The 26,376-nt window shown below is 73.1% G+C and carries 23 protein-coding genes and 1 other RNA gene; 11 read left to right on the top strand and 13 right to left on the bottom strand.

The window, feature by feature from the left end; translation table 11 throughout:
• Positions 1 to 57: 57 nt before the first annotated feature.
• On the bottom strand, positions 58 to 1,356 hold the full coding sequence (locus J3A75_RS01225; RefSeq protein ID WP_012322264.1) for a murein L,D-transpeptidase: 1,299 nt from the start codon (positions 1,354 to 1,356) through the stop codon (positions 58 to 60).
• 229 nt (positions 1,357 to 1,585) lie between these two features.
• Here J3A75_RS01225 and J3A75_RS01220 point away from each other — a divergent pair, with 229 nt between their 5' ends.
• The 3 genes from J3A75_RS01220 to J3A75_RS01210 all read left to right on the top strand — a co-directional run bounded on the left by J3A75_RS01220 (position 1,586) and on the right by J3A75_RS01210 (position 3,948).
• Positions 1,586 to 1,963, top strand: coding sequence for a hypothetical protein (locus J3A75_RS01220; RefSeq protein WP_071000543.1), 378 nt, complete (start codon positions 1,586 to 1,588; stop codon positions 1,961 to 1,963).
• 42 nt (positions 1,964 to 2,005) lie between these two features.
• A complete protein-coding gene (locus tag J3A75_RS01215) occupies positions 2,006 to 2,980 on the top strand; it encodes a DUF1775 domain-containing protein (protein WP_209649647.1) in 975 nt (324 codons plus the stop codon).
• Between the two features lie 437 nt (positions 2,981 to 3,417).
• Entirely contained in the window at positions 3,418 to 3,948 is a 531-nt protein-coding gene (locus J3A75_RS01210; RefSeq protein WP_012322261.1) for a DUF1465 family protein, read from the top strand.
• Between the two features lie 66 nt (positions 3,949 to 4,014).
• On the opposite strand, the gene J3A75_RS01205 is transcribed toward J3A75_RS01210, so the two are convergent.
• A complete protein-coding gene (locus J3A75_RS01205; protein WP_012322260.1) occupies positions 4,015 to 4,797 on the bottom strand; it encodes a MetQ/NlpA family ABC transporter substrate-binding protein in 783 nt (260 codons plus the stop codon).
• A 375-nt stretch (positions 4,798 to 5,172) separates the two neighbouring features.
• Positions 5,173 to 5,421 (bottom strand): 50S ribosomal protein L31, encoded by a 249-nt coding sequence (gene rpmE / locus J3A75_RS01200; protein WP_012322259.1) that lies wholly within the window; start codon positions 5,419 to 5,421, stop codon positions 5,173 to 5,175.
• Positions 5,422 to 5,662: 241 nt separating this feature from the next.
• On the opposite strand from rpmE, the gene J3A75_RS01195 reads away from it, so the two are divergent.
• Positions 5,663 to 7,507 (top strand): ABC transporter transmembrane domain-containing protein, encoded by a 1,845-nt coding sequence (locus J3A75_RS01195; protein ID WP_012322258.1) that lies wholly within the window; start codon positions 5,663 to 5,665, stop codon positions 7,505 to 7,507.
• 82 nt (positions 7,508 to 7,589) lie between these two features.
• On the opposite strand, the gene J3A75_RS36950 is transcribed toward J3A75_RS01195, so the two are convergent.
• A complete protein-coding gene (locus J3A75_RS36950; RefSeq protein ID WP_209649646.1) occupies positions 7,590 to 8,024 on the bottom strand; it encodes a methyl-accepting chemotaxis protein in 435 nt (144 codons plus the stop codon).
• 281 nt (positions 8,025 to 8,305) lie between these two features.
• Positions 8,306 to 9,319 (bottom strand): peptidoglycan -binding protein, encoded by a 1,014-nt coding sequence (locus J3A75_RS01185; RefSeq protein WP_024828124.1) that lies wholly within the window; start codon positions 9,317 to 9,319, stop codon positions 8,306 to 8,308.
• A 104-nt stretch (positions 9,320 to 9,423) separates the two neighbouring features.
• Here J3A75_RS01185 and J3A75_RS37340 point away from each other — a divergent pair, with 104 nt between their 5' ends.
• Complete coding sequence (locus tag J3A75_RS37340) at positions 9,424 to 10,317, top strand: hypothetical protein (protein ID WP_354405059.1); 894 nt, start codon at positions 9,424 to 9,426, stop codon at positions 10,315 to 10,317.
• 194 nt (positions 10,318 to 10,511) lie between these two features.
• Here the strand turns inward: J3A75_RS37340 and J3A75_RS01175 are convergent, their stop codons facing one another.
• From J3A75_RS01175 to J3A75_RS01160, 4 genes are all read right to left on the bottom strand, one after another.
• Positions 10,512 to 11,330 carry a TIGR00282 family metallophosphoesterase gene (locus J3A75_RS01175; protein WP_012322254.1) on the bottom strand — a complete coding sequence of 273 codons (819 nt, stop codon included), beginning with the start codon at positions 11,328 to 11,330 and terminating at the stop codon, positions 10,512 to 10,514.
• A gap of 3 nt (positions 11,331 to 11,333) precedes the next feature.
• The gene (locus tag J3A75_RS01170) at positions 11,334 to 11,951 is read right to left on the bottom strand and encodes a 5-formyltetrahydrofolate cyclo-ligase (RefSeq protein ID WP_012322253.1); all 618 of its coding nucleotides are present in this window, start codon (positions 11,949 to 11,951) and stop codon (positions 11,334 to 11,336) included.
• Positions 11,941 to 12,097: non-coding RNA, 6S RNA (gene ssrS / locus J3A75_RS01165), on the bottom strand. Before ssrS ends, J3A75_RS01170 begins: the two co-directional genes overlap by 11 nt.
• Before the next feature lie 68 nt (positions 12,098 to 12,165).
• Positions 12,166 to 12,411, bottom strand: a complete 246-nt coding sequence (locus tag J3A75_RS01160; RefSeq protein ID WP_012322252.1) for a hypothetical protein — start codon at positions 12,409 to 12,411, stop codon at positions 12,166 to 12,168.
• A 418-nt stretch (positions 12,412 to 12,829) separates the two neighbouring features.
• On the opposite strand from J3A75_RS01160, the gene J3A75_RS01155 reads away from it, so the two are divergent.
• Both J3A75_RS01155 and J3A75_RS01150 read left to right on the top strand, forming a co-directional pair.
• On the top strand, positions 12,830 to 14,935 hold the full coding sequence (locus J3A75_RS01155) for a GumC family protein (RefSeq protein ID WP_209649644.1): 2,106 nt from the start codon (positions 12,830 to 12,832) through the stop codon (positions 14,933 to 14,935).
• Positions 14,932 to 16,236: a VpsF family polysaccharide biosynthesis protein gene (locus tag J3A75_RS01150; RefSeq protein ID WP_127991975.1), complete on the top strand. Its 1,305-nt coding sequence runs from the start codon at positions 14,932 to 14,934 to the stop codon at positions 16,234 to 16,236. The genes J3A75_RS01155 and J3A75_RS01150 overlap by 4 nt, the downstream gene beginning before the upstream one ends.
• Positions 16,237 to 16,270: 34 nt before the next feature.
• Here the strand turns inward: J3A75_RS01150 and J3A75_RS01145 are convergent, their stop codons facing one another.
• Both J3A75_RS01145 and J3A75_RS01140 read right to left on the bottom strand, forming a co-directional pair.
• On the bottom strand, positions 16,271 to 17,515 hold the full coding sequence (locus tag J3A75_RS01145) for a glycoside hydrolase family 5 protein (protein ID WP_071000539.1): 1,245 nt from the start codon (positions 17,513 to 17,515) through the stop codon (positions 16,271 to 16,273).
• Positions 17,509 to 18,693, bottom strand: a complete 1,185-nt coding sequence (locus tag J3A75_RS01140) for a DUF1972 domain-containing protein (RefSeq protein WP_024828131.1) — start codon at positions 18,691 to 18,693, stop codon at positions 17,509 to 17,511. Before J3A75_RS01140 ends, J3A75_RS01145 begins: the two co-directional genes overlap by 7 nt.
• A gap of 106 nt (positions 18,694 to 18,799) precedes the next feature.
• Here J3A75_RS01140 and J3A75_RS01135 point away from each other — a divergent pair, with 106 nt between their 5' ends.
• Positions 18,800 to 20,056 carry a glycosyltransferase family 4 protein gene (locus tag J3A75_RS01135; RefSeq protein ID WP_209649642.1) on the top strand — a complete coding sequence of 419 codons (1,257 nt, stop codon included), beginning with the start codon at positions 18,800 to 18,802 and terminating at the stop codon, positions 20,054 to 20,056.
• Positions 20,057 to 20,415: 359 nt separating this feature from the next.
• Complete coding sequence (locus J3A75_RS01130; protein WP_071000537.1) at positions 20,416 to 21,414, top strand: lipid II:glycine glycyltransferase FemX; 999 nt, start codon at positions 20,416 to 20,418, stop codon at positions 21,412 to 21,414.
• 16 nt (positions 21,415 to 21,430) lie between these two features.
• Here the strand turns inward: J3A75_RS01130 and J3A75_RS01125 are convergent, their stop codons facing one another.
• Together J3A75_RS01125 and J3A75_RS01120 are read right to left on the bottom strand one after the other, a co-directional pair.
• A complete protein-coding gene (locus tag J3A75_RS01125) occupies positions 21,431 to 22,768 on the bottom strand; it encodes a hypothetical protein (RefSeq protein WP_245372125.1) in 1,338 nt (445 codons plus the stop codon).
• A 129-nt stretch (positions 22,769 to 22,897) separates the two neighbouring features.
• Positions 22,898 to 24,040 carry an aminotransferase class V-fold PLP-dependent enzyme gene (locus J3A75_RS01120; protein WP_071000536.1) on the bottom strand — a complete coding sequence of 381 codons (1,143 nt, stop codon included), beginning with the start codon at positions 24,038 to 24,040 and terminating at the stop codon, positions 22,898 to 22,900.
• Between the two features lie 141 nt (positions 24,041 to 24,181).
• On the opposite strand from J3A75_RS01120, the gene glp reads away from it, so the two are divergent.
• Both glp and J3A75_RS01110 read left to right on the top strand, forming a co-directional pair.
• Positions 24,182 to 25,429, top strand: coding sequence for a gephyrin-like molybdotransferase Glp (glp, locus tag J3A75_RS01115; protein WP_058607204.1), 1,248 nt, complete (start codon positions 24,182 to 24,184; stop codon positions 25,427 to 25,429).
• 66 nt (positions 25,430 to 25,495) lie between these two features.
• Positions 25,496 to 26,368 carry a 4-(cytidine 5'-diphospho)-2-C-methyl-D-erythritol kinase gene (locus J3A75_RS01110; protein ID WP_058607203.1) on the top strand — a complete coding sequence of 291 codons (873 nt, stop codon included), beginning with the start codon at positions 25,496 to 25,498 and terminating at the stop codon, positions 26,366 to 26,368.
• Positions 26,369 to 26,376 lie beyond the last annotated feature (8 nt).

Raw genomic sequence — 26,376 nt, 5'->3', positions numbered from 1 at the left:
TCGGATCGGGTTCGACGGACGGGCGTCGCCGGGGGCGGCCGGCGCCCGCGGATCCGACTACTCCTCGTCGCCGGGCTCGAAGGTCTGCGGCATCGGCTCGGCGCTGGCGACCGGGGTCGGCGCGCCGATCGTCGAGGGCACGTTCACGCCGTCGCGCTTGTAGATGTCGTCGCGGAACTGGACGATGCCGTCCGGGGTCGACCAGGCGGTGATGTAGGTCCAGTAGACCGGCACGGGCTGGGCGATGTTGGCGTCGATGCGCTTGCCGCTCTCGATCGCCTCCTCGACCTTCTGGCGGTCCCAGCCGGGCGTGTCCTTCAGCAGCCACGTGATGTACTCGCGCACGTTCTGCACGCGCACGCAGCCCGAGGAGATGAAGCGGAAATCGTCGCCGAACACGCCCTTGGTGTTCGTGTCGTGCATGAACACGCCGTAAGGGTTCGGGATGTTGATGCGGACGATGCCCATCGAGTTGAAGTCGGCGCCCGAATCCTGCCGGTAGGTGTAGCGGGTGCCCTCGTCCGAGAACCAGTTCACCGACTTCGGCGAAACCTCGGAGCCGTTCGACAGGATCCGGATCTTGTTGTCCGTGAGGTAGTTCGGATCCTTCTGCATCTTCGGGATCAGGTCCTTCTTCACGATGGAAGCCGGGACCGTCCAGGTCGGGTTGAAATTGATCTGCGTCGCCTTGGTGTTCATGATCGGCGACTGGCGGTCGATCTTGCCCACGCCGGCGGCGTGGAGCGTGACGACCTGACCGTTCTCGACCGTCTCGACGAGCGCGGCCGGGATGTTGGTGATCACGAAGCGCCGGCCGAGATCGCCCGAGTAGGAGCGCAGGCGCACGACGTTGATCTCGAGCTGGCGCAGACGGACATCGGCCGGCACGTTCATGGCCTGCTGGGTGGCCATCGTCATGGCGCCGGTCTGGCTGAGGCCGTGCCGGGCCTGGAACCGCTTCACGCCCGCGGCGACGTAGGAATCGTAGACGCCCGAGCTGCCGGCGGCCGGGTCGAGGTCGCCGGTGACGATCAGGCGCTGGCGGATGGCCGCCACGGCCGGGCCGCGCGAGCCGATCCGCAGGTGGTCGGCGCCGGAGACCTGCCGCCAGCCGCCGCGGGCGACGATATCCTTGTAGCGCTCCACCATCTGCTCGGTGGATGCCACGGTCTGGGGCGAGAGGATCGGCACCGTCTCGCGCTGCACCTGCATGCCGGCGGGCGAGGCGTAGTCCTGCGCCCATTCGGCCTGGGCGTAGTTGCCCTGGTCGCGGGCTTCGGCGGCGCCCATGCCGAGCGCGCCGAGGGCGGCGACGCTCAGGATCGTGGTGAACCGGTTTTGTGCCTTCTTGCGCATCGGTCGCTGGCTCTGGTCCGGGGTTCGTCAGGTCGTGACGGGAGCGGATTGTCTCGGACGCCACGGTGTCGGGATGGCGTTAAGACTCCCTATCGAAGGGGCCGGAATGTGGCGTCGCCGTGCGCCAGCGCACGCCGCGTCCCCGTGCGGCACCCTGGCAACAGCCATCGTCGCGCCGGTGTGGCAGGGATGCCATAGCGGTCCGGCTCGGACGGCGCGCGGGAGCAGCATGGATTCGGGCGAGGCCCTTTCGGATCGCGGTGTCGGGCCGGCCCTGCGGGCCGCCATCGCCGTGCTGGCGCTCTACGCCCTGCTGCTCCAGGCCTTTCTCGGCGGCCTGATGCCGTCGCCGACGACGACCGACGGCCTCTGCGCGCAGCATTCCGACGCGCCCGCTCTGCCGGGCGCGCCCGTCCCCCGCGACCACGGCGAGTGCTGCACGGCCGCCCAGGCCACCGGCCCGGCGCTTCCGCCGCGGCCGGCCGCCGTCGGCGTCCGGTGGGCAGTGGCCGCGAACCGCCACCCGGCCTGGCCCCTTGCCCAGAGGGTCGGCGCCCGCGCGCCGCCGGGCACCATCGCGGCCCCGAGGGGGCCGCCGACCGCCTGAGCGATCACCACCTCTCGGATCCCTCAGGACGGATGTATTCCCATGAAGACCCTTGTCTCGGCCGCCCTCGGCCTCGGGCTGCTCGCCTCCGCGGCGCAGGCCCACGCGGTGCTGGAACGCAAGCAGGCCGCTCCCGGCACCTCGTATCGCGGCGTCGTCCAGATCATGCACGGCTGCAACGGCAAGCCGACGACCCGCGTGAGCGTCACCATCCCGGAAGGCCTGATCGGCGCCAAGCCGATGCCGAAGCCCGGCTGGACGCTGACGACGGCGCGCGGCCCGTATGCGAAGACCTACGCGAGCCATCACGGCACGGTCTCGGAGGGCGTGACGGCGATCACGTGGAGCGGCGGCTCCCTGCCGGACGATCAGGTCGACGAGTTCACCTTCCTGGCGCAGGTCGCCGGCACGTTCGAGCCCGGCGCGACCGTCTACGTCCCGGTCCAGCAGGATTGCGCGGAGGGCAGCTACGCCTGGTCGGAGATCCCCAAGGCCGGTCAGGACGCCCACGACCTGAAGGCGGCCGCGCCGTCCTTCCGGATCGTCCAGGTCGCCCAGGCGGGCGGCGCGCCGCCCGCGGGGACGGCCGCGGCCGCGACGACCGTGAAGGCCGGGGACCTGACGATCGAGACGCCGTGGCTGCGCGCCACGCCGAACGGCGCCAAGGTCGCCGGCGGGTACGTGCGCATCACCAACACGGGGCGCGCGCCCGACACGCTCACGGGCGCGACGGTGCCGTTCGCCAAGAGCAGCGACATCCACTGCATGTCGATGGAGGGCGGCGTCATGAAGATGGCGCCGGTCACGAACGGCCTGACCATCAAGCCCGGCGAGACCGTGGAGTTGAAGCCCGGCGGCTATCACCTCATGTTCGAGGACCTGACCGGCGCGCCGAAGGCGGGCGAGACCGTCGCGGGGACGCTCACGTTCCAGCGGGCCGGCGCCGTGCCGGTGACCTTCACGGTGGCGCCGATCGGCGCGGGCGCGCCGGGCGGCCAGCACCAGCACCAGCATTAGCCGCCCGGACGGAGCGTCGGTCGCCGGGCGACCGACGTGACGCGCGAAGCTCCACGGGGCCGGGCCGCGGCGCCCGGCCGTCGCGGCCGCGCGGCACCGCTCTGTTCGTGGATGCCGGCAACCTCACGAATGCCCGCGACGTCTCGGACATCGCCGCGGCGGCCGACGCCGCCGCGACTGCGGGCGGCCCGGGCGCGCTGGCCGCGCTCGATCCCGGGCGGCCGCAGCGTCTTCGACGGTATCCGCGCCTCGTTCCGAGCGCGGGTCGGACGGTTCGGGACTCTTCTCCCGGCACCGGACGGCGCGTTAAGGTTAAAAAAACATGAACCCTGCTGTCCGGGCCGATCGGCGCTAAGATTGCGGCGTCGTCCGAAAGCCACGGACGGAGCGTCCCGGATCGGAACGAGCCGGGCCGTCGGACGGCACAGGAGAGGCAGATGAACGGCTTCGATGTCACGTTCCGGGACGATCAGGACTGGGTCGATTTCGGCAGGTCCTACGTCAACTCGGAAGCCTTCAAGGCGCTGTTCCGCGACGGGATGACCCTGGTCGAGGAGACGGCCGCCTATCTCGACGGCGAGGGCCGCGACGAGTCGCGCCTCGTCTCCCGGGACGCGACGCTCAGCTACGCGGCCGAGAGCATGCGCCTGACCACGCTGCTGATGCAGATCGCCTCGTGGCTCCTGGTCCAGCGCGCCGTCGCCGAGGGCGAGATGACTCCGGCCGAGGCCCTGCAGGAGAAGCACCGGGTCAAGCTCGGCACCGCAGAGCCGCCGAAGCAGCAGGATTTCAACCTGCTGCCGATGCGTCTGCAGCAGCTGATCGTCCGGGCCCGGCGTCTGCACAGCCGTATCCTGCACCTCGACGCGCTGATCGCCGAGGACCGGCCGACGCCGCAGCCCGTGGAGAGCCCCGTCGCCGCGCAGCAGGGACTGCTGCGGATGGCGTTCCGGATGAGCGAGGGCTGAGCGAAAGCCGAGCGACGCTCCGGGGAGCGCCGCCGCCGCGCAGGGCCGGCGCTCCGGCCCCGACGGTCAGAATGCCGGGAACTGACCCGGGAACTGCTCCTTCAGGATCTGGCGGATCGCGTCGTTCTGGAACGCGCGGACCAGCTTCGGCACCCAGGGCTTCTGCGTGTCCGCCTCGCGGACGACGATGACGTTGTTGTAGGGGTTGTCGACCTTGGACTCGATCGCGATGGAGTCCTTGCCCGGGATCAGGCCGGCATCGACGGCGTAGTTGGTGTTGATCACCGCGGCGTCGAGATCCTCGAGGCTGCGGGGCAGCTGCGCGGCGTCGACCTCCTGGAACTTCAGGCGCTTGGGATTGTCGACGACGTCGAAGACCGTCGGCAGCAGGCCGACGCCGTCCTTCAGGCGGATCAGCTTCTCGGCCTGCAGCAGCAGGAGCGCCCGACCGCCGTTCGACGGGTCGTTCGGGATGCCGATCAGCGCCCCGTCCTTCAGATCCGCGACAGCCTTGACGCGCTTGGAGTACAGGCCGATCGGCGTCACGATCGTCTCGCCGACCGGGACGATCTTGTAGCCCCGGGCCTTGATCTGGTTGGCGAGAAACGGCTTGTGCTGAAAGGCGTTGGCGTCGAGGTCACCGGCCTGGAGCGCCTCGTTCGGCAGCAGGTAGTCGGAGAACACCACCAGGTTGATGTCGAGTCCGTCGCGGGCCGCGATCTCCTTGGCCTTCGCCCAGAGGACTTCGGCATCCCCGCCCATGATGCCGACCTTGATCTTGTCCGCGGCCAGGGCCGGCGCGGCGGCCAGAGCGGCCAGGGCGAGGAACAGCAGCAGCAGACGTCTCATCGTGTCTCGATCCTAGCAGTGCGTCCGGAGACGATCGGGCCCGGACAGGCAGGGGCGCCCGCGTGACCGCCGCGGCTCCGGCGCGGAGCCCGGGCGGACCGCGGGTGACCGGAGAAGGATACGACGGCCCGGCCGCGCTTTGAACGAACCGGCAGCGGCCGATTCAGGCCACGCGGGCCGCGAGCGCGGCCCGCACGAGAAGAAGCGTTTCCGCCGGCGCGCCCGGACGCGCGGTTCGCCGCGCGGTCCGCGCGATCTTTGCAAACCCGTCCTGTGGATAACGCGCGCCGCGACCGCGCGACACCGCGCACGAAAACGGGCGGCCCCGCCAGGGACCGCCCGTCTCGAACAGCGTCACCGTGTGGGCTGCGGCGCTCAGCGCTTGCCGAGGTTGCCGAACCGCGAATTGAAGCGCGACACGCGACCGCCGCGGTCGAGCATCTTCTGCTCGCCACCGGTCCAGGCCGGATGGGTCAGCGGATCGATGTCGAGATTGAGGGTGTCGCCCTCCTTCCCGTAGGTCGAACGGGTCTGGTACTCGGTACCGTCCGTCATCACGACCTTGATGAAGTGGTAATCGGGGTGCTCGGTCCCCTTGGCCTTCGCGGCCGCGTCCTTCGCCATGACCTTGGTCCCTGTCTGGCACGCCGGCGGGAAGCGCAGGAGGCGCCGCCCGGCCCGGAATGCGGAAGATGTCACCGGTTGCACCGAACCATGGGTTCGTGGCAACGGCACGTCCAAGCCGACCGTGGTGGCGGCCCGCGGCCATTGAACACACGCAATCGGATGAGCGGCGGCCTATACCGCAGCCGCTCCCCGGTCACAAGCGCCGCGGACCGGGAGAAAGAAGAACACGTGAGGCGTGATGGCCCGTAAGACCAAGGCGGCCGCGGCCGGCCGACCCAGAGCCCCGCTGAGCGCCCTCCGGCCGCTCCTCCCCTTCGCGCTGCGCTACCGCGCGCGGATCGCCGCGGGACTCGTCGCCCTCATCTGCGCGTCGGCCTCGACGCTCGTCGTCCCGATCGCCATGCGCCGCGTCATCGACCACGGCTTCACCGCCGACGGCTCGAACGTGATCGACGCCTACTTCCTCGCCCTGCTCGGCGTCGTCGCGGCCTTCGCGCTGTCGAGCGCGGCCCGCGTCTACACGGTGGTGACGCTGGGCGAGCGGGTGGTCGCGGACCTCCGCAGCGCGGTCTTCGCCCGGCTGACCCAGCTCGATCCGGCGTTCTTCGACCGGGCGCAGTCCGGCGAGATCGTCTCGCGGCTCACCGCGGACGCGACGCAGATCAAGTCGGCCTTCGGCGTCTCGGTCTCGATCCTGCTGCGCAACCTGTTCCTGTTCGTGGGCGCCACCGCCATGATGGTGGTGACGAGCCCGCGCCTGTCGGTGATGGTGCTGGCCGCCATCCCGATCATCGTCTTCCCGCTGATCGTGTCGGGCCGCGGCGTGCGTCGGCGCTCCCGGGCGGCCCAGGACCGGCTCGCCGAGGCCTCGGCCTACGCCGCCGAGGCGGTCGGGGCGGTGCGGACGATGCAGGCCTTCGGCCGCTCCGACTCGACGGCGGCCCGGTTCGCCGCGGCCTCCGAGGAGGCCTACGGCGCCGCCCGCGCCTCGGTCCGGGCCCGCGCGCTGCTCACCGGCGTCGCGATCTTCCTGATCTCGGCCTCGGTGGTCGGGGTGATGTGGTACGGCGCCCAGGGCGTCCTGAACCACACGATGACGGGCGGCGAGCTCTCGCAGTTCGTGCTCTACGCCGTGTTCGGCGCCGGCGCCCTCGGCCAGCTCTCCGAAGTCTACGGCGACCTCGCCATGTCGGCCGGCGCGGCCGAGCGGCTCACCGAGATCCTGGCCGCGGAGCCCGCGATCCGCGCGCCGTCCCCGGCCCTGCCGCTGCCCGAGCCGGCCCGGGGCGCGGTGGCCTTCGAGGACGTGCGCTTCGCCTACCCGACCCGCCCGGAACACGCCGCCCTCGGCGGGCTCAGCTTCGCGGCCGCGCCCGGCGAGCGAATCGCCATCGTGGGGCCCTCCGGGGCCGGCAAGTCGACGGTGTTCCAGCTGCTGCTGCGCTTCTACGACCCGCAGGGCGGCCGGATCCTGGTCGACGGCGCCGATATCGCCCAGGTCGATCCGGAGCGCCTGCGCGCCCGCATCGCCCTGGTGCCCCAGGATCCCGTCGTGTTCTCCGGGACCGTCACCGAGAACATCCGCTACGGCCGTCCGGAGGCCGGCGAGGCGGAGGTCCGGCGCGCCGCCGAGCTCGCCAACGCGCACGGCTTCGTCTCGGCCCTGCCGCAGGGCTACGCGACCCAGGTGGGCGAGCGCGGCGTGACCCTCTCGGGCGGCCAGCGGCAGCGCATCGCCATCGCCCGGGCGATCCTCAAGGACGCGCCGATCCTGCTCCTCGACGAGGCCACCTCGGCCCTGGACGCCGAGTCCGAGCGCGCCGTCCAGGCCGCCCTCGCCACGCTGATGCAGGGCCGCACCACCCTGGTGATCGCCCACCGGCTCGCCACCATCCGCGCCGCGGACCGCATCCTGGTCCTCGACGACGGCCGCATCGTCGAGACCGGAACCCACGAGAGCCTGCTGGCGCAGGGCGCGCTCTACGCCCAGCTCGCCAACCTGCAGTTCACCGACGCGCTGGACGAGACGGCGCGGGGCAAGGAGCCCCGCAGCCGGGGCGAGCGTCTTCCGGTCGCCGAGTAGCCGGACCGCTCCGGGAGCGGCCCGCGGCGGCGTCCGGCCGCGCGACGGATCGCCGGCGCTGACTTACCGCGCCGTGCGCGGATCAGTGCGCGGACGCGGGCGCCAGCTGGCGCGGCCCCCGGAGGCCGGTGTCCTGCGCCCGCTCCGCCGCGGCCTGGATCTGGCCGACCTGCGCCACGATCGTGTCGGTCGCCCGCGCCATCTGCCCGGCCAGGTCCCTGACCTCGGCGGCCGCGGCCGCGAAGCCCCGCCCCTCCCCGCCATCGCGGGCCGCCTCGATCGCGGCCCGCAGCGCCATCAGGCTGGTCTGACCGGCGATGCCTGCGAGGAGGCCGGTCGCCGCGTCGGCCGCCGCCGCGGCCGAAGCCGCATCGTCCGCGATCAGGGCACCCGCGCGCAGACCCGCCAGCCCGTCCTCGAAGACCCGCACGGCCGCGGCGATGGCGCCGGCCTCGTCCCGGGGCTCACGGTCCGCTCTGGACCGAACCGGGTTCAGGGACAGGTTGGGCTTCGACATCGATACGGTCTCCCTGGATCGGCCGCACCATGAGGCGTCAAGGATAACGATGGGTTAATCCAGCAGAACAGGACCGCCGCCGAGAGAAAGCGGCAGGCCCCTCACGCATTGCGGCCTATTCCTGCCGGACGCGGACAGCCGAAGCCGCCGAAACACATGCGGATGCTGTCTTCACCGGCGCGACAACGCCAGCGAGCGCAGCGAAATGATCGCAGGTTCGGTCCAAGGACGTCACGCGCTCCGGCACGCCCCCCCCCGCGCGCCGCGACGGCCCGACAGCCCTAGCGCTCGGTCAGCTTCATCTCGATCCGGCGGTTGCGGGCGTAGGCCTCCTCGGTCGCGCCGGCTTCGAGGGGCTGGAACTCGCCGAAGGCGCCCGCCAGGAGGTGCTGCGGCGGGATCCCCTTGCCGGCGAGGAACTGCACCACCGCGATGGCGCGCGCCGCCGAGAGCGACCAGTTCGACGGGAACTGAGACGTGCTGATCGGGCGCGCGTCGGTATGACCGTCGACGCGGAGCACCCAGGGCAGATCCGCCGGGATCTGCTTGGCGAGTTCCGAGACCGCGCCGGCGATGCGGTCCAGTTCCGGCCCGGCCTCGGGCTTGAGGGTCGCGGAGCCGGCCGGGAACAGCACCTCGGATTGCAGCACGAAGCGGTCGCCGACCACGCGGATGTCGGGCCGGTTGCCGAGGATCTGGCGCAGGCGGCCGAAGAAGTCGGACCGGTATCGGGCCAGTTCCTGAACCTTCTGCGCGAGGGCGACGTTCAGCCGGCTGCCCAGCTCGGCGATCCGGGCCTGGGATTCCCTGTCGCGGCTCTCGGAGGCCGCGAGGGCGTCCTCCAGGGCTGCGAGCTGCCGGCGCATGGCGCTGATCTGCTCGTTGAGCAGGTCGATCTGGGACTGCGCCCGCCGTGTCGCGCCGCGCTCCGTCTCCAGCTGCTTGTCGAGGGTGCCCGCCGCGCCCTGGCTGACCGTCGCGGCCTCGGCCTGCACCTTGGCCCGGTCGCGCTCGGCCTCGACGCCGGCGAGTGTCGTGCGGAGGTTGCGCACCTCGTCCTCCTGGTTGCGGCGGTTCGTCCGCTCCAGGGCCAGGAGGTCGGTGAGGTCGGCGATCTGGCGGTTGAGCTTGGCCAGGGTCTCGTCCCGGCCGGTCAGCTCCTGCGACAGGAAGAACTGCCCGACCACGAAGACCGTGAGCAGGAAGACCACCGAGAGGAGCAGCGTCGCCAGCGCGTCGACGTAGCCGGGCCAGACGTTGAGCGTCCGCCGGGTCCGGGTCGCCGTGGAGGCCACTAGACGCGCTCCCGGCCCAGCCGGTCGAGCACCTGCTTCAGCTCGCGCTCGCGGCTCGCCTGCGCCTCCACCCAGTCGCGGATCATCTGCTGCTCGGCGCGCATGTGCTGGACGAGGCCCTGGATGCCCTCGGCGAGGTTGGTCATCGCCTGCGTCGCCGCGCGGCTGCCGCCGCCCTCGGCCACCAGGGCACTCAGGCGGTCGACCGCCTCCTTCAGCTCTTGAGTCCCGGCGGCCGGCCTGGCACCGGCCGCCGCCGCGACCGGCGCCGCCTCCTGGGAAGCCGCGCCGGACATCAACCAGTCCTGCAGTTCGTTGTGGAACCGGGCATGGGCCTGGCCCGCCTGCAATTCCAGGAAGCCGGTGATCAGCGACGAGGCGAGGCCGAACAGCGAGGCCGAGAACGCCAGACCGATGCCCGAGAGCGGCACCGCGAGGCCGGATTTCAGCTCGTCGAACATGACGCCGGCATCGCCGCCGCCGCGCATGCCCTTGATGACGCCGCCGACCGCCGACAGCGTGTCGATGAGGCCCCAGAAGGTGCCGAGCAGGCCGAGCAGGATCAGGATCCCGGCGATGTAGCGCAGGATCTCGCGGCCCTCGTCGAGGCGCACCGCGATCGTGTCGAGATAGCCGGTCGTGCCCGGCAGGGTCGTCCCGCCGGCCCGCGCGGCGATCATCGGCGCCATCGGCGCCAGCAGGGCGGGCGGCCGCTTGACCTGCGCGCCGTTGGCGACGGCGTTGACGTAGGCGGTCTCGCGGAACAGCCGGACGACCTGCCCGAAGGCGATCAGGACGGCGATCAGCAGAACACCGAGGATCAGCCCGTTGAGCCCGGGATTGGCCAGGAAGGCCGGTGTGATCTGCCGGAACAGGATGAAGGCGAGGAAGCCTACGAGGATCAGGAAGATGACCATGCGCCCGAGATAGATCCCGGGCTGTGCCAGCGGCCCATTCTTGTCGTCGCCGGTTTGTCGGGCGGCCATCGATCGTTCTAGCCTGATCTCACCACGCGGCAGCCGGCCATCGGCGCCCCTTCGAGGCACTGTGGGGGTAGGCCCGCACGCGATCAAGTCTCGGGAAGGTCACCGCGGAGCTATGCCCAGGCCGATCGAGACCAGTCGCGCACAAAAGGCTTAGCTGCGCGCGACCGACTTACGCCGAACCGGCATCCGCCGGGCCGAACAGGGCGCTAATCCCAGAAATGCGGCGCTGTCTCCTCGAGATTCGGTCCCAGCCGGAGGGCCGCGACCCGCGTGGCGAGGCCGCGCGCGTCCGTCTCCACCGCGATGCCGCACAGGGTCCCCTCGCCGACGGCGACCTCCCAGCGGGAGCCCGGCGTCTTCTGGATCATGCGGCGGATCGGCTCGTCCTTCTGCATGCCGATCACCGAATCGTAATCGCCGCACATGCCGGCATCCGACATGTAGGCCGTGCCGCCGGGCAGGATCCGGTGATCCGCCGTGGGCGTGTGCGTGTGCGTCCCGACGACGAGGCTCGCCCGGCCGTCGAGATAGTGGCCGAAGGCCTGCTTCTCGCTCGTCGCCTCGGCGTGGACGTCGACGATGACCGCGTCCGCCGCCGCGCCGAGGGGGCAGGCGGTGAGCTCGCGCTCGACCGCCGCGAAGGGATCATCCATCGCGTCGAGGAAGACGCGGCCCATCACGTTGACCACGAGCACGCGGGCGCCGCCCTGGGTCTCCACCACCGTGGCGCCGCGGCCCGGCGTGCCGGGCGGATAGTTCGCCGGCCGCACGAGGCGCGGCTGGCGGGCGATGAACACCATCGCCTCGCGCTGGTCGAAACTGTGGTTGCCGAGGGTGACCGCGTCGGCGCCGGCCTGGATCAGCTCGTCGCAGATGGTCTCGGAGATGCCGAAGCCGCCGGCCGCATTCTCGCCGTTGACCACCACGCAGTCGAGGCGCCAACGCTCCCGGAGGCGCGGCAGGTGCTCGCACACCACGGTGCGGCCCGAACGCCCGACGACGTCGCCGAGGAAGAGCAGGCGCATGGGTCAGGCGGTCCTGTCGCAGCGGATCACGCCGTCTTCGGTGATCACGAACTGGAGGGGGCGGTCGTGCGGCTCGGCCGGCACGCGCCCCACCTCCTGGGCGGCGAAGCCGATGCCGACGGTCAGGACGGGGCGTGTCCGGGACAGGCGCGCGATCGCGCCGTCGTAGTAGCCCCGGCCGTAACCGATGCGCTGCCCGGTCCGGTCGAAGGCGGCGAGCGGCACGATCAGCGCGTCGGGCTCCACCGGCGGCAGCGACGGGTCGGGCTCGCTGAGGCCGAACCGGCCGGCGACGAGGGCGTCGCCGGCGCGCCATTCCCGGAACACCAGGCCGTCCGGCGTGACGTGCGGCAGGGCCACGGCCTGGCCGCGGGCGCGCAGGCCCTCGGCGGCGGGCCGGGGATCGACCTCGCTGCGGATCGGCCAGAAGGCGCCCACCAGTCTGGCCCGGGCGAGCTCCGGCAGCGCGAGGAGCGCGTCCCCGATCGCCGTCGAGGCCGCCTGACGGGCCGCCGGATCGAGGGCGTCGCGGGCGGCGAGGGCCGCGGCGCGGAGTTCCGCCTTGCGGGCGGCGTCGGGAGCCTCGGCGCCGGTTCTGGGAGGGGTCGGGTGCGGAGCCACGTGAGCCGTTGGAGGATCGATCCCGGGAAACCTACAGCGTAGGTGGGCGCCGTGTTGGCCAGGTCCAGGGACGAGGCCAGGGACAGCTCCCGAGGGAGTCGATAAGGCCCCGGGGATAGTGCTCCTGACGAACTCTGCAGCCCCGCCCACGTCATGTAGCGGTCCCGGCGCGATCCCGCCAGGGCCGCGCGCACCAAAATCCGCGGGCTCACCGTCAGGCCGGCTCGTCCGCGGTCCCGGCGGCCCGCGCCCGGGCCACCGCCAGGATCTCGCTGCGGCCCTCCGGGTCGGCGATCGACTGCCACAGGCCGATCAGCTCGCTGAGCTCGGCCAGCGGCCGCGGTGCCGGCGCTCCGAAGAAGGCGGCGATCGGGACGCCGGTCGCGGCCGCGATCCGACGCAGGCGGGCATTGACGGCGCGCCGGCCGCCACCCCGGTCCTCGACGCTGATCGCTTCCATGGCAGAGCACCTGAACAAGAATTGAGGCCGCAGCTAGGGGCGATTGTCGCGTCTCGGACGAGCCAATACAATTTATCCAATCGGAGAATAGGGCAGCCCGAGAGCGTTATCCACGCCGATGACTCGCCGGATCCGTCGAACCCCGGGATCGGTGCGGCGCGGGCCCTCGGCAGGCCTGCGCGATGCGGCGACGCGTCCGCGTCGCGCGGTGTCGACATCCTGTAGCAACACGCCGACCTCGATGACGGACGCGTTTGCGCGGGCCCGCCGCGCGGGGGTTGTTTACCACGCTCCCAGTCATCCGGGCCGCCGCGGCGCGGATCGCGGCCTCGATACATTGTCAGCAGGCTGCGCGACTCTTGCAGTAGGGAAGGCGCCCGCGTGGGACCGACCAGGATTGAGACGACGGTGACCGATCGTGGCACAGATCGACCATAACATCGCTGTCGCGACGTGGCTCGGCCCGGTGCAGCCGGCGCATCCCGAGCGTCCGGGCCCGAACCGTCCCGACACCACGGCCGAACTGGGCGACCTGTGGCGGATCCTGTGGCGGCGCAAGCGGCTGGTCTTCGGGACGGCGCTGCTGCTCGGCCTCCTCGCCCTGGCCTACGCGCTGATCACGCCCTCGCTCTACACCGCCACGGCGCAGATCCTGATCGATCCCCGCGACCGCCAGGTCGTCTCGAACGACGTCAATCCGGCCGGGCTGTCGCCGGACGGCGGCATCGCCCAGGTCGAGAGCCAGGTGAAGGTGATCGAGTCGGACGCCGTGCTGGGGCGCGCGGTCGATCAGGTCGGACTCGCGACCACGCCGGGCTTCGGCGCGCCGCGGGACGGCGTCGTGACGCGGGCCCTCGGCGAGCTCCGCGCGCTGGTGGCCGGGCCGAAGGCGGAGCGGCCCGTCGACGCCCGCGGCCGGGCGCTGGACCAGCTGCGGCGGCGCCTCGCGGTCAAGCGCGCCGACAAGGTCTTCGTCATCGACTTGGTGGTCACCACGCCGGATCCCGATCTCTCGGCGCGGATCGTCAACGCCATCGCGAACGCCTACCTGACGGACCAGACCGACGCCCGCTCGGACGCCGCCAAGCGCGCCGCGGGCGAGCTGCGCGGCCGCCTCGACGAGCTGCGGAGCGCCGTCAACGCCGCCGACAAGAAGCTCGAGGATTACAAGGCGCGCAACGGCCTGATCGCGTCGAGCGGCCGGCTCGTGAACGAGCAGCAGCTCACCGACCTGAACGCGCGGCTGGTCGCCGCGCGGGCGCGGACCGCCGACGCCAAGGCGCGTCTGCAGGGGATCCGGGAGGCCCGCGGGCAGGCGATCGGGTCCGGAGCGATGCCGGAGGCGGTCCAGTCCTCGGTGATCGAGCGCCTGCGCGGGCAGTACGCGGAGCTCGCCGCCAAGGAGGCCGACCTGCGCACCAATCTCGGCGAGCGCCACCCGTTCATCGCCGCCGTGCGCGCGCAGATGCAGGACGTCCGCCGGCTGATCGACGCCGAGCTGAACCGCATCGCGGGCGCGGCCGAGACCGAGGCCCAGCGCGCCCAGGCGAACGAGCGGACCCTCGCGGCGGAGCTGGAGCGCCTGCAGCGGCAGTCGGCGGTGAACGCACAGTCGTCGGTGCAGCAGCGCGAGCTCGAGCGCGAGGTCGACGCGGCGCGCTCCGTCTACAACGCCTTCCTCGTGCGCGCCCGGGAGATCAAGGAACAGACCAGCATCGACAGCTCGAACGCCCGGATCATCACCACGGCGCGGCCGCCGCAGGATCCGAGCTGGCCGCCGCGGCTGATCCTGGTCGCCGCCGCCCTCGCGGGCGGCCTCGGCCTCGGCGCCGGCCTCGCGCTGACGCGGGAATATCTCGCGCCGACCGTGCTCTCGCCGCGGCAGCTGGAGCGGCTGTCGAACGCCCCCGTGGTGGCCGTGCTGCCCGGGCTGCGGCCGCGGGGCGCGAGCGCGAGCGCCGCGAGCCTCACCCTCGACCACTTGGCCGCGACCTCCGGCAGCCGCGGCCACGCGCTGGCGCTGCTCGTCACCTCGGGCGAATCCGACGAGGCGGAGCGCCGGGCGGTGATCGCGCTCCTCGCCGCGGTGGCCGTCGCGCGCGGCGACCGGGTCCTGCGCGTCGACGCCGACCTGCGGGCCGACGGCTCCGGCACCGGCGGCCTCCTCGACGTGCTCCGCGGCGAGCAGAGCCTCAACGCCGTGACCCGGACGGACCCGGCCTCCGGCGCCCGCCGGGTCGGGCTCGGCGACACCGAGAAGCCCCTGCGCGACGCCCTGACGCCCGCCAATGTCGAGCGCTTCATCGCGGGCGTGAAGGGACGCTTCGACCTCGTGCTCGTCGACGGCGGCGTGCTGACCGAGAACCTGCGGCTCGGCCCCCTGGCGGCGGCCGCCGACCGGCTGCTGCTCGTCGCCTGCAACGGCGCGACGCGCCAGCGCGACCTGATCGACCTCGTCGACACGTCGGAGGCGCTGGGCCGACCGATCTCCGGCTCCCTGCTCCTGACGCGGCGCAAGGCATGAGGACCCTCCGGCAGACCGGCTTCGCGCGCCGCCACGATCCGGTGGCGCGCACGGGTCCGGTGCTGCGCGCCCTGCTGCGGGCGGAATCGGTGGCCCTGTCGGTCTGGGCCCTGCTCCTCGTCGGGGTCTCGGGCGGCCTCCTGTGGGTGCTCGGCCTCAATTACGAGGGGATCACCGGCTCGGCCGCCTCGAAGATCCACCCCGCCACCTACCTGGCGGTCGTCCTGATCGGCTGGACCCTGGTGCGCGCGGGCAATCCGGTGATCCCGGTGGCCGGGGCGCTCAACCGGCGGCCGGCCAGCGTGCTCCTGGCCGCCTGCGGCGTGCTGCTCCTCGCGCTGATCGCGGCCCGGGGCGGCGCGGGCCTCGCCGGCTCCATCGACACCTTCGTGCTCGCCGGCCTCGTCCCGATCCTCCTGATGGACCGGGACGCCGCCACGCTCGGGCGGCTGGAGACGATCTTCCACCTCGTGATGCTCGCCAACGCCCTGCTCGGCCTGTTCGAGCTCGCGAGCGGCCAGCGCTTCTTCCCCTACCGGTTCGACGGCGTGGCGTTCGAGTCCGACACGCGGTCGGCGGCCCTCCAGGGCCACCCGCTGGCCAACGCGACCATGACGGCGTGCTACATCCTGGCGCTGGCCAAGGGCGGCGGTCGCCTCGCGCCGATGCCGCGCGCCGCCATGATCGTCCTCCAGCTCGTCGCCCTGGTCACGTTCGGAGGACGCTCGGCCACCGTCACGACGCTGATCCTCGGCGGCGCTGTCGGGCTGGTGGCCCTGAACCGCACCCTGCGCACCGGCCGCGTCCCGCTGGCGGCGGCGGCCTGCGCGTGCTTCGCCCTCACCCTGCTGCCGGTTCTGGTCGCCGTCCTGGCCGCGGCCGGGTTCTTCGACACCCTGCTGGACCGGTTCGTCTCGGACGGCGGCAGCGCGCAGGCCCGGGTCGACATGCTCACGGTGTTCGACGCGATCCCGTTCCGGCAGCTCCTGCTCGCACCCGACTTCCTGCAGGTGAACACGCTGCGCCGGATCTACGGCCTGGAATGGGGCATCGAGAACTCGATCATCTCGGCCGTGCTCTACCACGGCATCCTGGTCACGGGGGTGCTGGTGATCGCGGTGGCGCTCTACCTCACGGAGATCGCGCGGGATTGCCGGCGCGGCGTCTGGCTGCCGATCCTGGCCTTCGTGATCCTCGTGAACACCTTCGAGGGCCTCGCCGGCAAGACCACGCTGCTCGCCAAGTTCGCCCTGATGCTGATCGTCCTGTTCCCGCCTCTGCCGCGCCGCGGGCGCGGCTGAGAGCGGGCGGGCTTCGGCCCGATCGACCGCGCTCTCACGGCCGGGTCTTCAGCCCGAGGGCGGGGATCAGGGCGGGGTCGGCGACGTGCGCGTCGTCCATGAGACCGAGGCCGTCGAACAGGTTCCAGAACGACCACGCGAACCCGTTCGCCTCCGCCGCCAGCCGCACGTCCCGGATGTAGGCGGCCCGGTCCGGCGCCCGGGACGCCGTGAAGCGGGCGTCGGTGCGCAGGGCGCCGAACTCGCCCATCAGTACCTGCCCGCGCGGGATCCCGTAGAGGTCCGCCCAGGTGGCCACCGGCGCCATCGCGTCGGCGATGTAGGCCGGGCCGGGCGCGGCCTCGAAATATTCGTGCAGCTTCGCCTCGATCAGCGCGCGGTCGCGCGCCTTCTCGGCCCGGGGCACCGTGCGGTCCGCGTCCATGCGCGCTTGCACCGCCGCGAGCGCCTCGCGCAGCGTGCCGCGGCTCCCGGGCCAGGGCACGGCGGTGAGCCAGCGGTAGAACGGCTCCTCGGTGAGCCAGGTCGCCCCCTGGTGGGAGAACAGGTACGGCTCGTAGAAGTGGAACGTGTAGAGGAGCGGCGCGAACCGCGCGAGCGCGGCCGGGTCCAGGGCCGTCAGGCCGGCGACGAGGCTGCCGCAGGAGCCGGTCGCCACGAGGGTGAGCGCCGGCGCGGCCGCGCGCGCCGCCGCCAGGAGCCCGTCCTGCACCCGATTCCAGGCGCGCGCGCCGCAGGCCTGCGGCGGCTCGTTCACCGGCTCCAGGGCCAGGCGGTCCGTGCCCTTCCGCGCGCACAGGCGCGCGAGGTCTCCGACGAGGTCGCGATAGGCGGCGAAGAGCGGCGCCCGGTCCGAGTCGTAGAACGCGCCCGGCGTGTAGTGGTGGGTCGCGGCGTTCGCCTGGACATTGACCAGGACGCGCAGCCCGGCCGCCAGGGCCGCGTCGACGGCCTCCGACAGGGTGCCGAGGAGTTCGGCGCGCCGGGCCCCGGTGAAGGCCACGAACGGCCCGGGATCTAGGGGCAGCCGCACGAAGTCGAAGCCGAACCCGGCGATCCGGGCGAGGTCGTCGCGGGTGGGTATTGGCCGGCCGGCCTGGAAGGGCGGCCACGCGTAGTCGGTCCGCGGCGGCGGGTACTCGGTGGTCAGCGAGAACCAGGGCCAGAGGGCGATGCCTCGGCGCAGGGCGATCGGCGCGGGACTGCCCTGGACGGGTCGGACGCCCGCGCCCGCCGCGAGGGCGCCGGCGAGCACCGACCGCCGGCTGGGGCCTACCATCTCGGACCGGCCGGGGCGGCGACGGGCGCGACCGCGGTGGCGCGCGCCGCGCGGTCCGGTGCCGGCGGGTAGCCGCCGACACGGCGCAGCGCGTCCTCGTAGGAGGCCAGCACGGCGTCCCAGCGGAACTGCTCGGCGCGCGCCCGCGCCGCCGCGCGGGCCGCCGCGACCGCGGCCCCGTCGGAGAGCACGCGCTCGATGGCCGCCGCGCAGCTGTCCGGATCCGAGAAATAGAGTTGCGCGTCCCCGGCCGTGCCCCGGTTGAACGGATTGTCGTGGGCGACCACGGCGTTGCCCGCCCAGAGCGCCTCGACCAGCGACGGGTTGGTGCCGCCCACCGTGTGGCCGTGGAGATAGGCCCGCGCGTGGACCCGCAGGGCCTGGACCTGCTCGGGCTCGTAGATGGCGCCGGGGAACAGCACCTCCGGCGAGGCGGCCGCCTCCACGGCGCGATGGTACGGGTTGCCGACCCTCAGCGTGCCGAGCACCACGAGCCGCACGCCGCGGGCCCGGCGCGAGAAGGCCTCGACGAGCGTCAGGATGTTGTTGTCCGGCTCGATGCGGGCGATCGAGACGAGGTAGCGGTCCGGCGCGAGGCCGAGGGGCGGCGGCCCGACATCGGCCGCCGGGGGATCGCCGCCGTACGGGATGGTCGCGATGGCGCCGCGCGGCCTGCGACGGGCGAGGTGGTCGGCGATGACGGGATGGTCGGCCACCAGCCGCTGCGAGGACCACGCGGCGATCCACTCGCTGACGTAGAAGAAGGCGCGCACGGGCAGCGACCATTTCGGACGGCGCCACTCGATCCCGTCCATGTTGGTCAGGATCCGTCCGCCCCGCGCCCGCAGGTAGGGCAGGAACGCGGCACCGTTGTAGCCGAGCACGAGGCAGACGCCGCCGCGGGTCGCGGCGTCGTGGGCGCAGATGGCGTCGAAGGCGAGCGTCGCGACGGGACCGCGCAGGCCGATCTCTACGGTGATCAGCTCGACACCGTTCCAGGCGCTCCGCACGATGCGGTCCCGCACCGTCTCGACGTCCCTCTGGCAGTACACGCCGACCTGCCAGCCGCGCTCGACCAAGTAGAGCGCGAGACGTTCCGCGAAAGTCTCGAAGCCACCGTGGGCGGCCGGGATACCGCGCGTGCCGAGAATAAGTAGTTTCGGTGCGCGGTCAGGCATGAAACTTCCTTTCCAATGTGTCGGCCCTATTGTAGATCCGAAGGATACGATCCCGGCGACCGGCCTCTACAACTGCTAGTTGTTTATTTAATACAGAAATCATCTTATGGTAGATAACTTCGGACTGAGAGCGGCGCGCGACAGCGATCGTGCTGCCGCGCCCGCGCTGCGGGCCATCGGCAACGCCGCGGCGGCGCTTCGGATCACGTGTGTCCACCAGGGATTCGAGCTGTACGGCTCGGATCGCTGCTTCATCGAGACCGTCCGCACGATCCGGGCCGCCCATCCGGATGCGCGGATCGACGTCGTGCTGCCGCGAAGCGGCCCGATCGTGGCCGCCCTGGAGCCCTTCGCCAGCGAGATCGTGATCGCCCCGCTCTGGATCCTGCGGCGCAAGAACCTGGCGCGCCTCGTAACCCTGGGTCTGATGGCTCTGCCCATCGCGATGATCCGTGCGTGGCGCCGCATCCGCGCGAGCGACCTCGTCTACATCAACACCACCGTGGTGGCCGACTACCTGCTGGCCGCCCGGCTGGCCCCCGGGCGGAGCATCGTCCACGTCCACGAGATCCCCGAAGGCACCGTGCTGAAAGTCCTGCGCGGGCTGATCCGCTGGAGCGGCGCCAACGTGGTGTTCAACTCGCGCGCCACCGAGCGGGCCTACACCCTGCCCCGCGGGGCGACCGCCCGGGTCGTCTACAACGGGATCGCGGGTCCCGCCGAGCCGAATCAGAACACCTACGACGGCTCCCGCCCGCTCCGCGTGCTGATGCTCGGCCGGATCAGCCGGATCAAGGGCCAGGACGTCCTCGTGGAGGCGCTGGCCTCCCTGCCCGAGCCCGTGCGCCGGCGGATCGCGCTGCGCATCGTCGGCAGCGCCTTCGAGGACGAGGCCCGCGAGCGGGCCCTGGTCGGGCGGATCGCCGAGGCGGGGCTCGCCGCGCAGGTCACGCTCGAGCCGTTCGTGGCCGATCCCGCCGCCCTCTACCGCTGGGCCGACGTGGTCACGATGCCGTCGCAGCGGCCCGAATCCCTCGGCCGCGTGGCGATCGAGGCGATGTCCTACGGCGTGCCGCCGCTCGTCACGGCGATCGGCGGCCTGCCCGAGGTCGTAGAGGACGGGAAGACCGGCTGGGTCGTCCCGCCGGGCGGCCCGGAACCGATCGCCGCCGTTCTCGCGGACCTGGTCGCCGACCCGGCGCGCTGGCGCGACTTCGGCCGGGCGGCCCGGGCGCGCTACCTGAGCCTGTTCTCGGAGGCCTCGGCGGCGGAGGGTATCGAGGCTGCGGTCCGGACGACGCTGCGCCGCCCGACCACGGAGGCGTCGCGCGTCGCCGACGTGCCGGCGCGACCGGCAGCCTAGGAGTCGGGGCCTTCCGGCCGGACCGCCGACGATCCGGCGGCGACGCCTGTCCGAGAGCCGGGCCCCGAGCATGACCGGGCTGACTCCCTGCGGGATCGCCCCCTCCGCGGCCGAGCGCCGCGGCCGCGCGTGCCGCCACGAGCGCGCGACGACGGGTTCATCGGCGTCCGCCTCGGCAGCCTCGGTCCGGAAGACCCCGGAGCGCCGCTCGCGACGGAGCGGAAACCGACCCGTGTCGCGGGCGTCACCCTGTGGACGATCAGCGGCGCGAGGATGCAATGCGGGCCCGCCTGACCGATGAGGCGTGCGGCGCGGGCAACCGAACCCGGGCAGGACGAGGAGCGAGGACGGGGAGCGACATGGCGGCCAAGCTCGCAGTTCAGGAGATTGCGGATGCCCTGGACTGGGACCGGCGGGTCTGGGCCTGCCCGGGCGCCAACATCTATTGCGGGACGTCCTGGGGCACCTACAAGGCGCGGCGCGGCCTCGAGGTGCGGCGCGCGGTCGTGTCCGGCGACGGCGCGGACCTCGCCTTCGTCCAGTGGCAGACGCGCCGCAAGGGGCCGGCGCGGTTCGTCCATGTCCAGGGCGGCCCGCTGCTGACCGCGGCGGGCGCGCACCGGGCGGAGGCGGTGTTCGCCGCGTTCATCGACCATCTCGCGCTCGGCCGGCTCGACGTGCTCGCGGTGGATTATGAGCAGTTCGAGAGCCGCGACGCGACGCTGGCGCTGCTGATGCACGGGTTCGCCCCGGTGATCGGCGCGCACGACCACACCCTCGAGCTCGACCTGACCCAGGATCTCGACGCCATCCAGGCCGGCATGGAGCCGCGCTGGCGCAAGGCCCTGCGCAAGGCCGAGCGCAACGTCGAGGTGACGACGCATTTCCTCGAGGACAGGGCCGAGCGCCTCGAAGCCTTCGACGACTTCACCGCGATGTTCGCGGCCCTGCGCGAGCGCAAGGGCTTCGCCACCACGCTGCAGCCGCAGGCCTACCGCGACATCGCGGCCGAGGACGAGCACCTGCTGTTCCTCGACGTCCGCGAGAAGGGACAGCGCGTCCTCGTGCGCATCGCGCACCTTTCGGACACACGCTGCACGGATTTCTACACGGCCTCGAACGACCGGGCCCGCGCAACGGGCGCCGCGACCCTCGCGGTCTGGCGCTTCGTGGAGCGGGCAAAGGCGGAGGGCTGCCGGGTCTTCGATTTCGGCGGCATCGACCCGGCGGCGAACCGCCCCGTCTTCGAGTTCAAGCGCGGCCTGTGCACCGACGTGGTCCAGCACAACCCGCTCTGGGTCTACAGCCGGACGCCGGCGCTGCGGAAACTGGCGCCGGTCCTGCTGGCGCTGCGCTGAGCGGCGGGCCGGCCGCTCACAGGGCGCCGAGGGGCCGCGCCGGTCCCGGGTGCCGCGCCAGCGTCCGGAAGGCCGAGACCGACCAGACCAGCGTCGCCACTTCGGAGGCCAGCAGGCCGACGAGCGCGGTGGCGGGCGGCAGCAGCAGCAGCGCCGGCACCATCACGGCCATGCCGAGGGCGGCGCTCGCCACCGCCCCCGCCGTGATGGTCCGGAACGCCGCCGAGGCCTCGAGGTAGGCGCGCGGGATCGCGTAGAGCAGCGACACGGTCACCACCGCCCAGACGCCGAGCCCGATCCAGCCCATCGGCTGCGCGGCGAACCGTCCCTTGAACAGGATGTCCTCGACGAGCGGCAGGGCCGCGGCCATGACCGCCCCGTAGGCGAGACAGGCGCTGCCGAGCAGGATCCCGTTGCGGACGACGAGCCGGCGGGCGGCCTCGACCTGCCCGGCCGCGAGCAGCCGGCTGATCTCCGGCAGGATCATGTTCAGCAGCGCGCTCGCGGGGATGCGCAGCGGCGCGTAGAGCACGATCGTGGCGGCGATCGGCGCGTAGGCGGCCGGACCGGCCAGGAGGGCCAGCAGCAGCGTCAGGCCCTGTCCCTGCACGGTCAGGCTGGTGACGCCGGCGAGCGACCACGCCAGCGTCCGCCAGATCGCCCGGTAGCGGGCGCGCGCCCGCGCGTGCAGCGAGAAGCGGATCCGCTCGCGCAGCGCCGCGTAGGCCACGGCGATCGCGGTCGCGTGGGCGAGCGCGATCGCCGTGAAGGCTCGATCGAGAAGGGCCGTGCCCTCTCCGTTCAGCCAGCGCGCGACGAGGAGACCGCCGCAGACCGCGTAGACCAGGTCGCTCAGGCCGGCGATCCGGGGCCGGCCGCGGGCGAGGAGAACGATCCGCAGGTAGCTGCGGAAGGCGTAGAGGCCCACGAAGGCCCCGGCCGCGAGGGCGCCGAGGCCGATCACCGGGATCAGGACGAGGCCGACGGCGGCCGCCATGATGCCGGAGACCAGCACCGCGCCCGAGCCGAACATCACGTCGTAGCCGAGCGCCGCCGGCCGGCCCAGGCTCCGGGCGACGTGGATCGTCGCCGGGACCGCCACCAGCGCGCGGATGTAGGTGATGCCGACCGCCCCGACCGCGAAGACGATGGCGAACAGGCCGTAATCGTGCGCGCCGAGCGCGCGCACCAGCAGGATGTTCAGGAGGAAGTGGAACAGGCTCTGGGTCAGCTCGCCCGACAGGATCACGGCGAACCGCCCCGAGAGGACGGCGCGCATCGGTCCGGGCAGACGGAGGCGGCCGGCGCCCGGGATCCGGAGCCGATCACCGGGACGCGGTATGGAGTCGGTCATGTGGGGGTGGACGGTCTCCGTGTGGGCGCGGGCCGTGCCCGGGCACCTGCGCCGGGGATCGGCCGGCGGCGCAGCATCCTCGTTCCTCCGGCCCGGCGCCCGTGCCGGAGCGTCCGTTTCCGGACCGTCTCAGGTGCTCCCCTGGCAGGCCTCGGACAGTGCGGCAAGGCATCGCGCGAGGTCGTCCCCGTCCGTCCACACGTGCGGACTGATGCGCAGGGCGCCGGAACGCTCGCTCACGTAGACCCGGTCCCGCTGCAGGCGATCGACCAGGCCCGTCGGCAGGCCCGCGGGCGGCCGCAGACCGAGGATGTGGGGTGCCCGCAGGGAGGCCGGCGGCGGCGTCAGGCCGAGGCCGGCGACCCCGTCCGCCAAGCGGTCGGTCAGCCCCCGCAGCCGGGCGGCGACCGCCGGCACACCCCACTCGGCGATCTGCTCCAGCCCGGTCACCGCCATGAACAGCGCCACCGGATCGTTCAGCTCGCCCCGGTCGTAGCGGCGCGCGCCGACGGCCGGCGGCCGGTTCCCGATATTCTCCTCGATGGCCGCCCCGTCCTGCCGGTGCGGCGCGGCGTACAGGAAGGCGAGGCCGTAGGGTCCGAGCGCCCATTTGTAGGTCGGGAAGGCCAGAAAGTCGGGGCGCCAGCGGGCGACGTCGACGGGCACGGCGCCCGCGGCCTGCGTGGCGTCGATCACCAGGGCCGCGCCGGCATGATGGACCAGGGGGGCGAGCCGATCGAGGTCGATCAGGCTGCCGTCGGTCCAGTGCAACGGGGTCAGGGTGGCGAGGGCGAGCGGCGGGGCGTCCGGCCGGGCGATCGCGGCCGCGACCGCCGCGGTCCAGTCGCCGTCCGGCGGGCGCGGAACCTCCTCCACCACCAGACCCTGCCGCTCGGCGAGCCGGTCGAAGGCGAAGCGCAGGGACGGGAACTCGTCGGCCACGCGGAGCAGGCGCCCGCCCGGCCTCACGGTCAGGTTGCGGGCGGCCACCGCCATGGCGTGGCTGACCGCGCCGACGATCGCGATGTCGTCCGCGGTGGCGCCGATCAATCGCGCCGCCGCCGCGCGCGCTCGCTCGGCCCAGGGCGGGATCGCCGTGCGGGGATGGTCCCAGGGGCGGCTCTTGACCAGGATCCCCGCCTCGCCCGCCGCGCGCACGGCCCGCGGCAGCGGCGACCACGCGGCGGCGTCGAGGTAGCAGACGTCGGCGGGCATCTCGAAGAGGTGGCGCTGGCACGGGAGCGCCGCGGCGACGGATTCGGTGAACGCCATGATGCGCGAGCCTAGAGGATCGGATCCGCCGGGACCACGGCCCAGGCTTGATCGCGCGGCGCCGATGCCGCAAGTCGCCGTGTCCCAGTCCGCGAGGCCGCCCGTGCCGACCCGCTCGCCTCACTCCGATCCGGCAGCGCCATGGGCCGCCTGAGCCCCGACTGCTTCGACGCCGCCACCGCGCCGATGCGGGTCGCCGACGCGGTCGCTCTGATCCGGGCGCGACTCCCGATCCTGTCCGGGACCGAGACAGTCCCGCTCGCGGATGCGGACGGCCGGGTCCTCGCGGACGATGTGATCGCGCCCCTCGATCTGCCTCCCTTCGACAACGCCGCGGTGGACGGCTACGCCCTGCGCGCCGCCGATCTCGCGGCCGGCGGCGAGACGCGCCTGCCCGTCGGCGGACGCGTGCCGGCCGGCCATCCGGCGGGCGATCCCGGTCCGGGCGCGGCCGTGCGCATCTTCACCGGGGCGCCGGTGCCCGCGGGGACCGACACCGTCGTCATGCAGGAGGACGTCCGGATCGACGACGGCAGCGTCATCCTGCCTGGAGGACTCGTGTCGGGCGCCAATCGTCGGCGGGCCGGCGAGGACGTCGCCCGCGGCAGCACGGCGCTCCGCGCCGGGACGCGCCTCGGGCCGCAGCACATCGTACTCGCGGCCGCCTGTGGCCTGGCCGCGCTGCCGCTGCGGACGCCCCTGACGGTCGCGCTCTTCTCGACCGGCGACGAGCTGACACCGCCCGGCCAGTCCCTGCCGCCGGCCGGGATTTTCGACGCCAACCGGCCGATGCTCGCCGCGCTCCTGAGACGCCTCGGCGCCGTCCCCGTCGATCTCGGCATCCTCCGCGACGAGCCCGGACCGCTGCGGGCGCGCATCGCGGAGGCGGCGGCGTCCCACGACCTGATCCTGACCTCGGGAGGCGCCTCGGTGGGCGAGGAGGACCATGTCCGCGCCGCGATCGAGGCTTCGGGGCGACTGACCTTCTGGCGGTTGGCGATCAAGCCCGGCCGCCCGGTCGCGCTCGGAACCGTGGCCGGCACGCCCGTCATCGGGCTGCCGGGCAACCCGGCCGCCGCCTACGTGACCGCCCTGGCGGTGCTCGGTCCCCTGGTGCTCCATCTCTCCGGCGCGCGCGACACGGCGCCCGAGCTGGCGATCCGCAGCGGCTTCGCCCGCGAGAAGCGCCCCGGCCGGCGCGAATACCTGCGCGTCTGCCTCCGGGCCGGCCGGGACGGCCTGCCCGAGGCCGTGCCGGCGCCCGGCGGCGCGCTGTCCAGTCTCGCGGGCAGCGACGGGCTGGTGGAACTCGCCGAGGATCTGACCGCGATCCGCCCGGGCGACGCCCTGCCCTATCGACCGCACGGTGCGGTCGGCGCCGGCAGCTGAGCTGTTGTTCCGGGCCGCGAGCCTGTAGAGCCTCGGGACACATCGCCACGACCCGACCGAGACCCCGTGACCCTGCTCGCCGATCGCGCCCCCGCCAAGGTCAACCTGACGCTCCACGTCCTCGGCCGACGCGTCGGCGACGGCTACCACGTGCTCGAGAGCCTCGTCGCCTTCGCGGGCACCGCCGACCGCCTCACCCTGGATCCCGACGCCCCGCTGGGCCTGACCGTCAGCGGCCCCACCGCCGGCCCTGCCGGTCCGACGGACGACAACCTCGTCCTGCGGGCCGCCCGGGGTCTCGCCGCACGGGTGCCGGGCTTGCGCGCGGGTGCCTTCCATCTGGTGAAGCGCCTGCCGGTCGCGGCGGGGATCGGCGGCGGCTCCTCCGACGCCGCCGCGGCCCTGCGCCTGCTGGCGCGCCTCAACGGGCTGCCCCTCGACCACGCGGCCGTCGGCGCGGTGGCGCGGGAGACCGGCGCCGACGTACCGGTCTGCCTCGACCCGCGGGCCCGGATGATGCGCGGCGCGGGCGAGGAGATCGGGGCGGCCCTCGGGCTCGAACCGCTGCCCGCGGTGCTGATCAATCCCGGCGTGCCGGTGCCCACCGCCCCGGTCTTCAGGGCTCTGGGCCTGAGCGTCGGCCAGGATCTCGCGGGCGCACCGCATCCGACGATCCCGCAGGCCACGGCGACCGACACGCTGCTCCAGGCCCTGGCCGAGGCCCGCAACGATCTGGAAGCGCCGGCCCTGACCGTGGCGCCGGTGATCGGTGACGCGCTGGCAGCCCTCCGCGCCCAGGGCTGCCGCCTCGCGCGGATGTCGGGCTCCGGCGCGACCGTGTTCGCGCTGTTCGCCGACCGGCGCGCGGCCGTCCGGGCCGCTGCCGCCCTGCGCGCCGCCCATCCGGGATGGTGGGTGGCGCCGACCTTCCTGCGCTGACCCGGCCC

It is taken from the genome of Methylobacterium sp. PvP105 (assembly GCF_017876975.1).
Taxonomy (GTDB): Bacteria; Pseudomonadota; Alphaproteobacteria; order Rhizobiales; family Beijerinckiaceae; genus Methylobacterium; species Methylobacterium radiotolerans.
Note: the sequence above shows the minus strand (reverse complement) of the source record. Positions and strands in the feature narration are given on the sequence as shown.

Coding starts and splice junctions, on each gene's coding strand:
- J3A75_RS01145 (WP_071000539.1), bottom strand. CDS start 17,515: ATGGTAGGCCCCAGCCGGCGGTCGGTGCTCGCCGGCGCCCTCGCGGCG.
- J3A75_RS01160 (WP_012322252.1), bottom strand. CDS start 12,411: ATGGAAGCGATCAGCGTCGAGGACCGGGGTGGCGGCCGGCGCGCCGTC.
- J3A75_RS01130 (WP_071000537.1), top strand. CDS start 20,416: ATGGCGGCCAAGCTCGCAGTTCAGGAGATTGCGGATGCCCTGGACTGG.
- J3A75_RS01175 (WP_012322254.1), bottom strand. CDS start 11,330: ATGCGCCTGCTCTTCCTCGGCGACGTCGTCGGGCGTTCGGGCCGCACC.
- J3A75_RS01205 (WP_012322260.1), bottom strand. CDS start 4,797: ATGAGACGTCTGCTGCTGCTGTTCCTCGCCCTGGCCGCTCTGGCCGCC.
- J3A75_RS01135 (WP_209649642.1), top strand. CDS start 18,800: ATGGTAGATAACTTCGGACTGAGAGCGGCGCGCGACAGCGATCGTGCT.
- J3A75_RS36950 (WP_209649646.1), bottom strand. CDS start 8,024: ATGTCGAAGCCCAACCTGTCCCTGAACCCGGTTCGGTCCAGAGCGGAC.
- J3A75_RS01195 (WP_012322258.1), top strand. CDS start 5,663: ATGGCCCGTAAGACCAAGGCGGCCGCGGCCGGCCGACCCAGAGCCCCG.
- J3A75_RS01210 (WP_012322261.1), top strand. CDS start 3,418: ATGAACGGCTTCGATGTCACGTTCCGGGACGATCAGGACTGGGTCGAT.
- J3A75_RS01215 (WP_209649647.1), top strand. CDS start 2,006: ATGAAGACCCTTGTCTCGGCCGCCCTCGGCCTCGGGCTGCTCGCCTCC.
- J3A75_RS01125 (WP_245372125.1), bottom strand. CDS start 22,768: ATGACCGACTCCATACCGCGTCCCGGTGATCGGCTCCGGATCCCGGGC.
- J3A75_RS01140 (WP_024828131.1), bottom strand. CDS start 18,693: ATGCCTGACCGCGCACCGAAACTACTTATTCTCGGCACGCGCGGTATC.
- J3A75_RS01150 (WP_127991975.1), top strand. CDS start 14,932: ATGAGGACCCTCCGGCAGACCGGCTTCGCGCGCCGCCACGATCCGGTG.
- J3A75_RS01220 (WP_071000543.1), top strand. CDS start 1,586: ATGGATTCGGGCGAGGCCCTTTCGGATCGCGGTGTCGGGCCGGCCCTG.
- J3A75_RS01120 (WP_071000536.1), bottom strand. CDS start 24,040: ATGGCGTTCACCGAATCCGTCGCCGCGGCGCTCCCGTGCCAGCGCCAC.
- rpmE (WP_012322259.1), bottom strand. CDS start 5,421: ATGGCGAAGGACGCGGCCGCGAAGGCCAAGGGGACCGAGCACCCCGAT.
- glp (WP_058607204.1), top strand. CDS start 24,182: ATGGGCCGCCTGAGCCCCGACTGCTTCGACGCCGCCACCGCGCCGATG.
- J3A75_RS01225 (WP_012322264.1), bottom strand. CDS start 1,356: ATGCGCAAGAAGGCACAAAACCGGTTCACCACGATCCTGAGCGTCGCC.